15 protein-coding genes are annotated in these 13,878 nt (G+C 40.1%); 1 reads left to right on the top strand and 14 read right to left on the bottom strand.

Features of this window, described 5'->3' with window-relative positions:
- Nucleotides 1-100: 100 nt before the first annotated feature.
- The 9 genes from recO to rpoE all read right to left on the bottom strand — a co-directional run bounded on the left by recO (nt 101) and on the right by rpoE (nt 8,398).
- Nucleotides 101-829, bottom strand: coding sequence for a DNA repair protein RecO (recO, locus tag K5Q58_RS08990; protein ID WP_220753598.1), 729 nt, complete (start codon nt 827-829; stop codon nt 101-103).
- 48 nt (nt 830-877) lie between these two features.
- Nucleotides 878-1,882 carry a GTPase Era gene (era, locus tag K5Q58_RS08995; protein WP_220753599.1) on the bottom strand — a complete coding sequence of 335 codons (1,005 nt, stop codon included), beginning with the start codon at nt 1,880-1,882 and terminating at the stop codon, nt 878-880.
- Entirely contained in the window at nt 1,879-2,559 is a 681-nt protein-coding gene (gene rnc / locus K5Q58_RS09000) for a ribonuclease III (protein WP_220753600.1), read from the bottom strand. Before rnc ends, era begins: the two co-directional genes overlap by 4 nt.
- Complete coding sequence (gene lepB, locus K5Q58_RS09005; RefSeq protein ID WP_220753601.1) at nt 2,559-3,473, bottom strand: signal peptidase I; 915 nt, start codon at nt 3,471-3,473, stop codon at nt 2,559-2,561. Before lepB ends, rnc begins: the two co-directional genes overlap by 1 nt.
- A 259-nt stretch (nt 3,474-3,732) precedes the next feature.
- Nucleotides 3,733-5,523 (bottom strand): translation elongation factor 4, encoded by a 1,791-nt coding sequence (lepA, locus tag K5Q58_RS09010; RefSeq protein ID WP_220753602.1) that lies wholly within the window; start codon nt 5,521-5,523, stop codon nt 3,733-3,735.
- Nucleotides 5,524-5,664: 141 nt separating this feature from the next.
- Nucleotides 5,665-6,132, bottom strand: coding sequence for a SoxR reducing system RseC family protein (locus K5Q58_RS09015; protein ID WP_220753617.1), 468 nt, complete (start codon nt 6,130-6,132; stop codon nt 5,665-5,667).
- Between the two features lie 63 nt (nt 6,133-6,195).
- Nucleotides 6,196-7,152, bottom strand: a complete 957-nt coding sequence (locus K5Q58_RS09020) for a MucB/RseB C-terminal domain-containing protein (RefSeq protein ID WP_220753603.1) — start codon at nt 7,150-7,152, stop codon at nt 6,196-6,198.
- 12 nt (nt 7,153-7,164) lie between these two features.
- Entirely contained in the window at nt 7,165-7,794 is a 630-nt protein-coding gene (locus K5Q58_RS09025) for a sigma-E factor negative regulatory protein (protein ID WP_220753604.1), read from the bottom strand.
- A gap of 25 nt (nt 7,795-7,819) precedes the next feature.
- Nucleotides 7,820-8,398 carry an RNA polymerase sigma factor RpoE gene (gene rpoE, locus K5Q58_RS09030; RefSeq protein WP_102529698.1) on the bottom strand — a complete coding sequence of 193 codons (579 nt, stop codon included), beginning with the start codon at nt 8,396-8,398 and terminating at the stop codon, nt 7,820-7,822.
- A gap of 224 nt (nt 8,399-8,622) precedes the next feature.
- On the opposite strand from rpoE, the gene nadB reads away from it, so the two are divergent.
- Nucleotides 8,623-10,236, top strand: a complete 1,614-nt coding sequence (nadB, locus tag K5Q58_RS09035; RefSeq protein ID WP_220753605.1) for an L-aspartate oxidase — start codon at nt 8,623-8,625, stop codon at nt 10,234-10,236.
- Nucleotides 10,237-10,346: 110 nt separating this feature from the next.
- Here the strand turns inward: nadB and K5Q58_RS21345 are convergent, their stop codons facing one another.
- From K5Q58_RS21345 to nhaA, 5 genes are all read right to left on the bottom strand, one after another.
- Nucleotides 10,347-10,760, bottom strand: coding sequence for a protein YgfX (locus tag K5Q58_RS21345; RefSeq protein ID WP_374758488.1), 414 nt, complete (start codon nt 10,758-10,760; stop codon nt 10,347-10,349).
- A gap of 76 nt (nt 10,761-10,836) precedes the next feature.
- A complete protein-coding gene (locus K5Q58_RS09040) occupies nt 10,837-11,085 on the bottom strand; it encodes a succinate dehydrogenase assembly factor 2 (protein WP_220753606.1) in 249 nt (82 codons plus the stop codon).
- 31 nt (nt 11,086-11,116) lie between these two features.
- Nucleotides 11,117-12,049, bottom strand: a complete 933-nt coding sequence (gene nhaR, locus K5Q58_RS09045; RefSeq protein WP_220753607.1) for a transcriptional activator NhaR — start codon at nt 12,047-12,049, stop codon at nt 11,117-11,119.
- Nucleotides 12,050-12,076: 27 nt separating this feature from the next.
- A complete protein-coding gene (locus tag K5Q58_RS09050) occupies nt 12,077-12,418 on the bottom strand; it encodes a hypothetical protein (protein ID WP_374758489.1) in 342 nt (113 codons plus the stop codon).
- Nucleotides 12,419-12,480: 62 nt separating this feature from the next.
- Nucleotides 12,481-13,653: a Na+/H+ antiporter NhaA gene (nhaA, locus tag K5Q58_RS09055; protein WP_220753609.1), complete on the bottom strand. Its 1,173-nt coding sequence runs from the start codon at nt 13,651-13,653 to the stop codon at nt 12,481-12,483.
- Nucleotides 13,654-13,878 lie beyond the last annotated feature (225 nt).

Raw genomic sequence — 13,878 nt, forward strand, 5'->3', positions numbered from 1 at the left:
TTTATGAACACTTTATAAAGAAATCTACAGAGAAACTACTTTTTAAAATGTTCATTAGGCATGAAATCTAGGTCAAACTATTGCCATAGTCCTTTACTTGCTATTCACTGTTGTTTTTTGGGGGATTTTTAATGAATAACTTTCTACTCAATAATGGCTTCCCACCTAGCAAAGGAGATAATAGTAACCTCATTAAGCCTTTAGCTTGCACTAAATTATTTTCAGCAAGTTGTTTGGATTTTAAGTTAATTAGCATCTCACCTGATAATAAATGTCGGCTATTTGTCACGTTTGCCGATGCCTGCTGAGCCACAGGTAAAAAACCTTCATCTGCAATAATTCGATAGCTAGTCTCAGCAGTTATATTTTCACCTTGAGTGTCATATTCAAGGGATGGTAAAGCGCCTAATTCATTCAGCAATTCCATTTCAAAGTAACGTAAATGTTGAGAGTCAAACTCACTTGCAAGTGCCATTAAACTGCGATGGTAATGTAAAAACAAGCCTTCAGCATGCTGGCCGGCATTAAGTACTCTAACCAGAAGTTCATTGAGGTACATCGCAGAATATAAACTATTAGACTTTAACGGTAATGCTGGTGCGGCTGGCTCAATTTGAGTAATAAATTTAAGTGAGGTATCAGCAGAGTCTGACTTGTTATTGAACTGAAATATCAGCGGCTGAAAAGGCTGAATGATACTTTTAATAGATTTTTTTCCGCTACCCACCCTGACTAAGGCATCAAGGCGACCTACACCATCGACTAACAGATTAACAATCACACTTGATTCTCTGTAAGGACGATGGTGGAGTATATAGCCGCGCAGCATCAGAGCGACGCCTAAAGGCTAATGGATAAGCACGAGACTGACATAGCGTTAGTCTTCGCCATAACCTAAGCTGCGCAGCGCACGTTCATCATCAGCCCAACCCGATTTAACTTTTACCCACACCTCTAAGAAAACTTTATTATCAAATAAGGTTTCCATATCAAGGCGAGCTTGGGTAGCAATGGTTCTAATACGTTCACCTTTGTTACCAATTACCATGCGCTTTTGACCTGTACGTTCGACCAAAATCAAGGCATTGATTTGATAAACACCATTATCCATCATTTTAAATTGTTCGATTTCAACGGTAGCATCGTAAGGTAGTTCATCACCTAAGAAACGCATGAGTTTTTCGCGCACAATTTCAGAAGCCATAAAGCGCTGAGAACGGTCAGTCACATAGTCTTCAGGGAAATAAAATTGCCCTTCAGGTAATGACTCTTGGGCTAAATCTAAAATTCGCTGAACGTTAGTGCCTTTAGTTGCTGAAATTGGCAAAATTTCATCAAAGGTGAACTTTTCAGACAGCTCAGCTAGATAAGGAAATAGCGCTTCTTTATCTTTAATATTATCGACTTTGTTAATGGCTAAAACCGTTTTACGCTTTCCACTACCTTGTTGCAGTTTGTTAAGCACCATTTCGTCATCTTCAGTCCATGTCATACCGTCAACAACAAACACAACCATAGAAACATCAGCTAATGAACTGGCAGCAGCACGGTTCATTAAACGGTTGATAGCCCGTTTCTCATCAATATGAAGACCTGGAGTATCAATAAAGATGATTTGTTTCGCTTCATCAGTATGAATACCCATAATACGATGACGTGTGGTCTGCGGCTTTTTAGAAGTAATACTAACTTTTTGCCCAAGCAACTTATTCAATAAAGTCGACTTACCTACATTAGGGCGGCCGACAATGGCAACCATGCCACAAAAAGTCACTTCGTATTTAGCTTCAGCAGCGGGTGCAGCGCCATTCATCCTTGCCAATAATTCATCCAAGCTTGGCTCTGCTGGCGAGCTTTCTGGCAAGTCTGTTTTTTTGGTCATTTATTAATTAGCTCCAATACCTGAGCAGCTGCTAGCTGTTCAGCTTTTCTTCTTGAAGTACTGACACCTGTCACTACTTTATCAATTTCTGAAATGCGACATTCAACCGTGAATGTCTGGTTGTGTGCATCACCTTTAACATCAACAACTTGATATTCAGGTAACGGCTTTTTATAACCTTGTAAGTATTCTTGAAGAATCGTTTTAGGATCCTTTTGATTAATACCCGGTTTAATTTCTGCTAAACGTTGCTTATACCAAGTCAGTAATAAGCCACGGCAAGTCTCAATATCAGCGTCTAGATAAATTGCGCCAATAATGGCTTCAACCGCATCAGCAAGGATCGATTCACGTCTAAACCCACCACTTTTTAGTTCACCAGGGCCTAAATAAAGGTAATCACCTAACTTGAACTCTTTCGCTATTACGGTAAGGGTTTCACCTTTTACTAACGTAGAGCGCATACGGCTTAAATCACCTTCGGTCACTTTTGGAAATTGGTGATATAGCGCATCTGAAATAATGATTGATAGAATCGAATCACCTAAAAACTCAAGACGTTCGTTATGCTTTGAGGCAGCGCTTCGGTGCGTTAATGCCTGAGTTAACAAATCCACGTTAGTAAACTCATAACCCAGCGTTCTGCATAAACGAGGTAAATTCTTTATTGGTTCCATTACTTAATTGCACCTACTCTGTCAAAACGAACACCTGTTGGTACCCAAGTTGGCAACCAGCTGCTAGCTGGACGTTCAAATTCAAAACTAATCCAAATGGCAACCGCTTTACCGACTAAGTTAGCTTCAGGGACAAATCCCCAAAAACGACTGTCAGTACTGTTATCGCGGTTATCACCAATTGCAAAGTATTCCCCTTCAGGAACAATAAACTCACCTACCGCGGTGCCAGCTTGTTCGTAAAAATGATTACTAAAGTCTGGACGTGACGGGTTAATTAGAATGTCATGTGCTACGTCACCAAGTTGCTCTGTGTAACGAGATAATGGAATGCCTTCCTGTGAAAACTCACCACGATTGACATTACTTAACTTAATAGCTTTGGCTGGGGGACAATTGGTTCCTTCTTCACACTTTGGTTCAATTAAAAATTGCTTATTTTGATAAACGATTCGGTCGCCAGGCAAACCGATAACTCTTTTAATATAGTCTATTTGTGGGTTTTCTGGATATTTGAATACGAACACATCACCACGCTCAGGCTCGCCCGTTTCAACTAATTTGCTGCGCCAAACTGGGTCGCGTAATCCATAGCTAAATTTCTCAACGAGAATAAAGTCACCAACAAGCAGCGTTGGTTTCATTGAACCCGAAGGAATTTGAAAAGGCTCATAAATGAAAGAACGTAAAATCAATACGAAGGCAATCACTGGGAATATTGAATGGGCAAATTCAACTACCACAGGCTCACGAGTGATGACTTCTTTTGCTTCGTCACTCAAATCTGATTGTTTTGCTTCTGCAATTGCAAGCTTTTCGCGGCGCTTTGGCGCAAACGCGATAACATCGACGAGCCAAATCAAACCACTCACGAGAGTGACTATAACTAAAATAAGAGAAAAATGGGCTGCCATTGGGTATTAAGCTCCTGCCTTACACTTTAAAATGGATTCAGTGATTTAAACTGCTTAATAAGTATCCTGTGTAGGTCATTCAGAATCACTGTCTGTAATGTTACAAAGTATACAAAATCACTTCGTTTGCAAAATTAACTTTTGCTCATAAATTTTTCAAAAAACGTATAAAAATGACTTTTAGGAATAACAACGCCGCAAACTGCGGCGTTATCTTTACTCTTATTAAAAGCCTCAGTAAGGCTTATTGATTAAGAGCTTAGTCATTTAGCTTCAATACGGCTAAAAACGCTTCTTGAGGTACTTCAACATTACCTACCTGCTTCATACGTTTTTTACCGTCTTTTTGCTTCTGTAATAATTTCTTCTTACGAGAAACATCGCCACCATAACATTTTGCTGTTACGTCTTTACGCATCGCTTTAATATTTGAACGCGCAATAATCTGGCTACCAACTGCTGCTTGAATAGCAATATCAAACATTTGTCTTGGAATAAGCTCTTTCATCTTATCAACAAGTGCTAAACCGCGATGACGGATGTTTGAACGGTGAATAACCATTGCTAAAGCATCGACGCGATCACCATTAATCAAGATATCTAAGCGAACCATGTCAGCAGCTTCAAAACGAACAAAGTTATACTCTAATGATGCATAACCGCGACTGGTAGATTTTAGACGGTCAAAGAAATCCATCACCACTTCTGCCATTGGCAGTTCGTAAGTCACAGATACTTGATTACCGTGATAAACCATATTGGTTTGAACACCACGTTTTTCAACACATAAGGTAATGACGTTACCTAAGTATTCTTTTGGTACCAACATGTTAGCTTCAACAATTGGTTCACGAATTTCTTCGATATTGTTTATCGCAGGTAAACCTGATGGGTTATCGACATACAAAACTTCGCCACTAGTCATTTCAACTTCGTAAACTACAGTAGGCGCTGTGGTAATCAAATCAAGATTGTATTCACGTTCTAAACGTTCTTGAATGATTTCCATGTGCAGTAAGCCAAGGTAACCAATACGGAAACCAAAACCTAGCGCAGACGATGATTCAGGCTCGAAGAATAATGAAGCGTCATTCAAACTCAGCTTATTCAATGCCTCACGGAAGTTTTCAAATTCATCGGTAGAGATTGGGAAAACACCAGCGTAAACCTGCGGAGTCACCTTTTTAAAACCAGGAAGTGGCTCTTCTGCACCATTTTTAGCGTGTGTGAGCGTATCACCTACAGGCGCGCCGTGGATCTCTTTAATACCAGAGATAACAAAACCAACTTCACCAGCTTTTAAGTCAGGTGTGTCCGTTTGTTTCGGCGTAAAAATACCAACTCGGTCAGCATTGTAGTTCTGACCTGTCGACATCACTTTAAATTTGTCGCCTTTCTTTAGTACGCCATGTTTAATACGAACTAAAGACACGACGCCTAAATAGCTGTCGAACCAGGAATCAATAATCAATGCTTGCAGTGGAGCATCAACATCACCTTCAGGTGGCGGAATATCAGAAACGATGGTTTCTAATACATCTTTAATACCGATTCCGGTTTTAGCTGAACAACGAACGGCATCCATGGCGTCAATACCAACAATGTCTTCAATTTCAGCTGCGACGCGATCAGGATCTGCTTGTGGCAAATCAATCTTGTTTAAGATTGGTACCACATCAAGGTCCATTTCAAGCGCGGTATAACAGTTAGCAAGTGTTTGTGCTTCTACGCCTTGCCCCGCATCAACAACCAACAATGCGCCTTCACACGCAGCAAGCGAACGAGATACCTCATACGAGAAATCAACGTGACCAGGCGTGTCAATGAAGTTTAACTGATAGGTTTCGCCATCTTCAGCTTTATAATCGAGTGTAACACTCTGTGCTTTAATGGTAATACCACGCTCACGCTCGATATCCATAGAATCAAGAACTTGAGCGGCCATTTCACGGTCTGATAAACCACCACAAAATTGGATAAGGCGATCTGACAAGGTTGATTTGCCGTGATCGATATGAGCAATAACTGAGAAGTTTCTAATGTGTTTCATTTGGATGAAATGACTACTACTAAAATGATGAAAATAATGGTGCCAAATTGTACCTGAATAAGGGGTTAATACCAATCAGAATCAATAGACCAATGGAAATCAATGTAAAAATAGGCGGTTTATATGGAAGATTTTAGCGTTTTAGCCGCGATGCAAACTCACAGCTTGACCTAAATAAGCTGTTATTACCGGTGTTGAAGACTTTTCTAATTTGGCAGCTTGTCGTTTTCCGGCAAACCAAGCACTAACCCCACCAATACAAGCAAATATCATTGAAGTGTAATCAGCGTTAACGCTTAACAAGTCGCCAAGCCATAAACCCATAGCTGCTCCAGCAAATAGTCCAATTAAAGGCACAATATAAACCAACATAGCAGCTTTAATAATGACACTTTCAGGTAAAGCGAGCTTGAGCAAGTCGCCAACTTCACATGGCTTTTCACTCATTAATGAAAATCGCTGACGTTTTACTGAAAAAGCTTTCGCCACAGTGGAAGTTCCGCAATTATCACTATTTGAACAATGATTACAGGCACTCTTAAGTTCAATTTCGACCGTAACCCAGCCATCTGGGTTGTAAGCAGTAACAGTCGCAACTTCCTCCAGCATTGATTTACTCAATGCTGGCTGTTGTTCAGGCTTGTGCGAGGAAGGTTCCGACATGGTTGGGATTTACTTTAAGATAAGGCTTTTAGCAATACGATTTAAAGTTTCAGCTGGCACTTTACCCACAGCAACCACTTCTACATTGCCAACTTGTTCAACAATCATAGATAAGCCATTACGAGTAATAAGTTCATCAGGCATTGGGCTATCACCCATTCGTGCAACATAGACAGAAATATTAACTAATCCATCACTCAGTGCAATGTATTCAACAGACTCATCGCTACCTATTAAACGATGGTGGTCTTTAACGACCATATGAAAACCAGCAGGCAGCCAACTAAATTCCCAGTTCTGACCTTTAATTCGCTCAGCTGGGTTCATAACAGGTGGCAAACCTTGCTTTTCAGCTTCGACTAGAATCTTTGCAGGCTCATTCAACTCTAATAGCTCAATAACCATCATTTGTTCGATGAGTTGCTTGTCTTGATTAATCATGTCATAGCGCAGTGGAAGGCGCGTATCCATATCAATCCATACTTGTGACATAAAGCGGTTATCATCGACTGGCATTATGCGGATCATTTGCCCTGGACGCCCAGCAATACGGCTACGGCCACCTAATATAAACTGATATCCCTCTTCTAAAGAGCTCAAATCGGTTGCAAAAATAGTAGGCCAAACACCTTGAATGCGCGGCGCAGTAATACTGTATGCGGGTTGATCATGCTCAATAAAAGTCACTGTATCTGCAACTCTTACGGCATTTTTAGGCGGGCCATTGAGATATTCTAAGAAAGCGACTTCTTTGTTGTTCACAGTACCGTGCAGGTAAACAAGAGGACGAATATGGTCCGCTTGAAGTTGAATAATAGAGGATTTGTACTGTTTGGTTTGTAGCGCTTGGCTCATACTTTCAAGCCAAGCTTTTGCAGACATTTCTTCTTCGGCAATACTTTCAGTATTACTATTGGCAAAAGTAGGAAATGCCAATACAACAAGGGCTAACAGGATTAGACGCAAGCTAACTCCGAATTAATTATTAACGTTGTTATCAATACCGTCATTGTGCTGCACAACTACACCTGAATTCAACCTTTGTTGTAGCATATGGTCTTGAATATAAGAATTAATTCTACGGCGTTGCTCAACAACATTGTCATTGTTAACGTTAGATTGGTTTTGAACTGCACCAGTTTGCAAACTCACAGGTGAAGCCGTACCCACTAATGGACGAGTATTTAGTACAGGTAATGGCGATTCAGCGTCTTGCTCTTGACCATAGTTTTGCACACCAACGATTGCAACCATAGCAACAGTAGCAGCAATAGCGTATTGGCCAAATTGTTTAAAGAAAGGCACAACATTATCTTTCTTGGTTTGTGTGGTGTCAGTATTAGCCGCTGCAGTCGCAGTATCATGAGTTGATACTGTTTCTGTTTGAGGCGCCATTATCGCTGGCTCTAACTCAATGGCAGCTGCAATGTTTGCAGTTAGATCTAAATCAATTGTCTGCGGTAATTCACCACGCATAGCATCACCAATCATATGATAGTTTTGCCACTGCTTATGTGAGCCTTCGTCTGCTGATAGTTCCGCTAATGTCTTAGCATCAACTTCGCCATCAACTGCTGATGAAACCCATTCTTGACCTGATTTAAGCATTTTTCACCTGTGTCAATTAAGACTATTACTGTTCCAGCAAAGGCTGGAGTTTCTTATCGATTGATTCCCTAGCTCGGAAGATTCTCGATCTTACCGTTCCAACAGGACAATCCATGATATTGGCAATATCTTCGTAACTCATACCGTCAAGTTCACGCAATGATATTGCTATCTTCAATTCTTCTGGCAACGTTTCTAAGGTTTCAAAAATCACCTTGTTAATTTCATCTGACAAAACTAAACGTTCTGGAGATGCAAATTCTTTTAACGCATCGCTACCTTCGTAGTATTCAGCTTCTTCTGCATCAACACTGTTAGCCGGTGTTTTTCTGCTTTGAGAAACCAAATGGTTTTTTGCAGTGTTTACTGCAATTCGGTACAACCATGTGTAAAACGCACTTTCACCACGAAAATTAGGTAATGCACGATAAGCTTTTATAAACGCTTCTTGTGCTACATCGGCGATGTCAGCTTGATTTCTAATGTAACGTGAGATCAAGCTCATTACTTTATTTTGGTACTTCTGAACTAACAGATTAAATGCGTTTTTGTCACCACGTTGTACACGTTCAACTAACTGTTGATCACTTATTTGTCCACTCATCCGAGCCGACTACTCCTAAATCTATAATACTGATTTCTCAGTCGCTCGAATCATATTCACAATAAAGTAGACTCGTATGCTTTGAAAAAGTTCGATATTGAATGAAAAAAATTTAATTTTTTATAATTAATGGCTAAATATCGCTTAATAGCGATGTCTCAGTACCCAAAAAAGCGGTTTTGTTTTACCATTGAGAAACCATATTAAGTCACCCATGATACCTTATGAAACAAGCAGTTGAACACCAATCTGATATTTTGGTTATTGGTAGTGGTGCTGCAGGGTTAACCCTAGCACTCCATCTAGCTGAAAAGTCTAAAGTTATTCTTTTATCTAAAGGCCCTTTAGCAGAAGGCTCAACCTATTATGCCCAAGGCGGAATAGCCTCTGTTTTCGATGAATCAGACACTATTGAGTCTCACGTAAGCGATACACTTATCGCTGGTGCGGGACTTTGCGACAAAGAAGTGGTGACTTATACAGCTGAAAATGCCAAAGCGTCTATGAAATGGTTGATTGAATGCGGTGTGGCCTTCGATAAAGAAGAAACAGCAGATGGTGACCAAAGTAACGCACCTTATCACCTCACTCGAGAAGGTGGTCATAGTCATCGCCGCATTTTACATTCTGCTGATGCCACAGGTAAAGCAGTACAAACGACTTTACAAGACCAAGCCCTAGCTCACCCAAACATTCAAGTACTAGAGCGTTATAATGCGATTGATCTAATCACCACTCGCAAACTCAATAGACCGGGAAATCGAGTCGTGGGTGCATATGTTTGGAATCGTGATGCCGAACACGTAGAAACCGTCACCGCAAAATTTGTTGCAATCGCAACAGGTGGTAGTTCCAAAGTCTATCAATATACTTCTAATCCTGATATTGCCAGTGGAGATGGTATCGCCATGGCTTGGCGCGCAGGATGTCGCGTCGCGAATATGGAATTTAATCAATTCCACCCAACCTGTTTATACCATGCAGATGCGCGAAATTATCTATTAACAGAGGCATTACGCGGCGAAGGCGCCTATCTTAAGCGCCCTGACGGCACTCGATTTATGCCAGAGTTTGATGAACGTGCAGAGCTTGCTCCACGTGACATTGTAGCTCGAGCAATAGATTACGAAATGAAACGTTTAGGTGCTGATTGTTTATATCTTGATATCAGCCATAAACCTGCCGATTTCGTGATAAAACATTTTCCAACCATTCATCAACGCTGTCTAGAGTTTGGTATTGATATCACCACCGACCCGATCCCAGTAGTACCTGCAGCCCACTATACTTGTGGTGGCGTAATGACGGATTTACATGGTCAAACTGATATTAATGGCTTATACGCTATTGGGGAAGTGGCCTACACTGGGCTTCATGGGGCAAACCGTCTTGCCAGTAATTCATTATTAGAGTGTCTTGTTTTTGCCCGCGCTGCTGCGCAAGATATTGAAAGTTTACTTTCAAAAATCCCAACACCAGGCCAAGTTCCTCATTGGGATGAAAGTCAGGTGAGTAATTCCGATGAAGAAGTTGTCATTGCCCATAACTGGCATGAATTGAGGTTATTCATGTGGGATTACGTAGGCATTGTAAGGACCGATAAGCGCTTAGAGCGTGCACTGCGTCGCTGCGCTATGCTCCAGCAGGAAATTCAAGAGTATTACAGTAATTTCCGCGTCAGTAACAACTTATTAGAGTTAAGAAATTTAGTTCAAGTTGCTGAGCTTATCATTCGATGCGCGATGGAACGTAAAGAAAGTCGAGGCTTACATTATAATGCCGATTATCCAGAGCAACTGGACAATCCACAGCCAACAATTTTACAATCGGAAAGGTGATTTGTAAAAAGCAAACCTAGATAAGTACACTGACTGATACTGTTTAAATCAGATATTTTAACGGTATCAGTTTTATAAAAGGTAAAATTGAAACATTACAAGATTTATGATTATTGATTTTTAAGCTTAATCAGTAATCGACAAAGTTGACGATAATCCTTATCAGATAACATATCACTCCATACTATTAGTAATACCTTTTTCTTCTTATCGGATGTTGAATCTAGCTCAATAAACATCACACAAGCAAAAACAGTCACTATGGGCTCACGCCAAAAACAAAACAACTGTTGATTAAGCTTCCCCTCATAGATATCACTCAAGTAGATATCATAGTGCCAATGTTTAAGCTTAATTAAATGCCAGCTAAAGAAAGTAACCACAGCAATTATCACCAACCAATAAAGTATTGTTAAAGCGAGGGCGTTAACTTGAGGCCACAACAAAAAGCTTGTTAAGCACAAACAGATAAGAACGATATGGGAAAGAAGTTGATTAAAAGAGGCACTTAAACTGACATGCATACGTTAAGCGCCACTTTGAACTTGATATGACATCAAGCAGATTAGGTATTGGGAAACCCTATTAAGAATAAATAAATTAAGGTTGAGGTCGACCACGAACCGTATTTACCATTTCACGCATCGCGTTATTTGGACACACTTCATGCCCCATAAACCATGCAAACAATTCAGGATCTTCACAGGCTAGTAAATCGATAAAAGTTTGCTTATCAGTATCAGAAAGCGCTTCGTAATGTGCATCTACAAACGGCTGAAAAAGGACATCTAACTCTAGCATTCCTCTACGACAAGCCCAGCGAACTCTGGCAATATTCATTAATTCCAACGCTATTCTCCTAACATCTTCTAAGGATATTTTATCTTTGATGTGAACTACGATGTTCTACATCTTGTATCTCAGGATCCACACCAGCAAACAAGTCAGTAAAATCAGTTTCAAGTAACCGCTGCACTGCCGGATGTTGAATCATCCTTTCAGCGAACATGACATGATATTCTTCTTTAATATCGTCAGTTTCACCAATTAAAACCATACCTTGAGAGAGTATATCATGTCGATAAATTGATGGAGCAACAAAAATACCACGTTTGAATAACCCAAACGCTTTCATCATCGCTGCATCGTCAAACTCACCTAAAATACTGACTTCGAGATTTTTCTCAGCAAACCATCGGTGTAATTGCTGCCCAAGAGAGGTTCGCTTACCTGGTATCAACAGCTTTTCTTGCTCTAAACAAGCGGGAAAATCTAACGAGGGTTTAGAAGCTGCAAAAAAGCTAATGCCACATTCACCGAGTTTTTTAGATAAAATTTCAGGGTATTTAAGCGATTCACCTGCAGAATCAGACAGAATCATATCTAACTTATGTTCGCGAAGACGTTGTATTAAGTTTTCATGAGTAGATTCATAGCAACTCAAATGCATTGAACCATCATTGGGTATGACCGTTAACAATACGCGACTGGCTAATGCTTTTGATAACGCAGCAGCAAAACCGACTTCAAATAAAATGGATTCATCTTTTTGATAGGCTAATAAATCTAACATCTCATAACTGAGGCTGAACATTTTATCAGTATAACGAAAAACTAACTCGCCAAGCTCGGTGGGCTCAAGCGATCGACCGACACGTTTAAATAAACTACCGTGAAGTCGTTCTTCTAAAGCGCGGATTTGACCAGTAATAGTTTGAGGAGCGAGGCATAAAGCTTCGGCGGCCTTAGCCACCGAACCTTTTTTTCTAACCATCCAAAAATAATATAGATGGTTATAATTTAAATGTTGCATTCATATAAACCAGCTAAGAAAGATGATTTATTTTAATCGCTGACAGTCCAACAAGCTATCTATTAATATTGATAGTTCATCCAGATTATTAACATTTTTAGCTACTGTTTGCTCTTGAATAGCTAAAACGATTTCATCTTTATGTGGACTTCTGTCAGCACAAAAACTGCGATTAGCCTCTTGATAGCGCTTACCTGCACGATACTTAAGTGCACGAGACTCATACCCTTCGGCTTCCTCTAGGCGATTGCCTGACGCATCGGTGTGATACATCAATGCGCCATCTACAATGCCATCTAAGTAACTCTTACATTCACTTGATTCAACGTTTGATTGACAAACATTAAAAGAAGTCGCTAGGGCTGGCATACTTACCAACCCCATTGTTAGGGCTAACATTAACAGTTTTGGTTTCATTTATTGCTCCAGCTTTACTTTGCTTCAGCTTTAGGAAGTACTTTATTAAGCCATACATAACCAATAATTGCGGCGAGCATTGAGCCCATAAGAATACCTAAGCGGGCAAAGTCACCTATTTGTTCAGGTGCAGTTTCAAATGCGAGTGAAGAAATAAACACTGACATAGTAAAACCAATACCACACATAATTGATACCGGAATAATCTGGTTCCAGCCAATACCAGGAGGTAATTCAGCTAACTTCAGTTTTACTGCAACAAAGCTAAACAGTAATACACCTACAGGCTTACCAAGAAGTAGACCTAAGATAATACCGATTGTTACAGGCTCAGCTAAAGAAGTGATGCTCATTCCTGATAACGATAGACCTGCGTTAGCGAATGCGAACACTGGTAATATGAAGAATGTGCTCCAAGGGTGCAAACTATGCTCTAAATGCTCTGAAGGCGAAGAGCCATCTTTAGCGCGTAAAGGTATACAGAATGCGATAATTACACCAGCTAATGTAGCGTGCACACCTGATTTTAGTACTGCGACCCACAGGATCACACCGAGTAAACCATAAGGAATTAAAGAGCTCACACCTTTGCGGTTTAACACAACCATTAATGTAATAGATATTGCCGCAACGATTAAACTCGTTATTGATAAATCAGCACTGTAGAACAGAGCGATAATCACAATAACACCTAAGTCGTCCATAATTGCTAGTGCCAATAAGAACACTTTAAGTGCTACAGGCACACGGCTACCGAGCAATGCCATAATACCTAATGCAAATGCTATATCAGTTGCAGCAGGAATAGCCCACCCAACCTGTGTAACAGGGTCTGAGTAGTTGAATGCTAGATAAAATAAAGCAGGGAATACCATACCACCAACGGCAGCAAAGGTAGGTAATGATGCTTTGGCAACACTCGATAGTGCGCCTTCTAATAATTCACGTTTTACTTCTAAACCAATAAGTAAGAAGAAAAGAGCCATCAGTCCATCGTTAATCCATAATAATAATGGCTTATCAATATCTAATGTACCCACACGTACTTGGACTTCTGTATCAAGAAAACCACTGTATAAACCTGCTAATGGCGAATTTGCCATTAACATAGCCAGTGCTACAGAGATCATCAAAATGATACCCCCTGCAGATTCTTGACTTAAGAAATTCTTAATTGCACGTTCCATATTTTACTCCAAAAAAAACAATTAGATTAATACTATCTGAATTTTTCAAACAATCATAATCGTTAGTTTCGCTCTAAAACCTCGGTTTTTCCGATGTATCAATCAAGCTAAAGCGAGTCCGATCACGCAAAACAGTTAGATTGAGACGTAGATCTACATTTGTGCAGAAGTTTGCACATAAAATACAAATAAGCGCATATTTATTTAATCGAACAATAAACAAAC

Source organism: Shewanella sp. KT0246 (assembly GCF_019654955.1).
In the GTDB taxonomy this organism is placed as follows: Bacteria; Pseudomonadota; Gammaproteobacteria; order Enterobacterales; family Shewanellaceae; genus Shewanella; species Shewanella goraebulensis.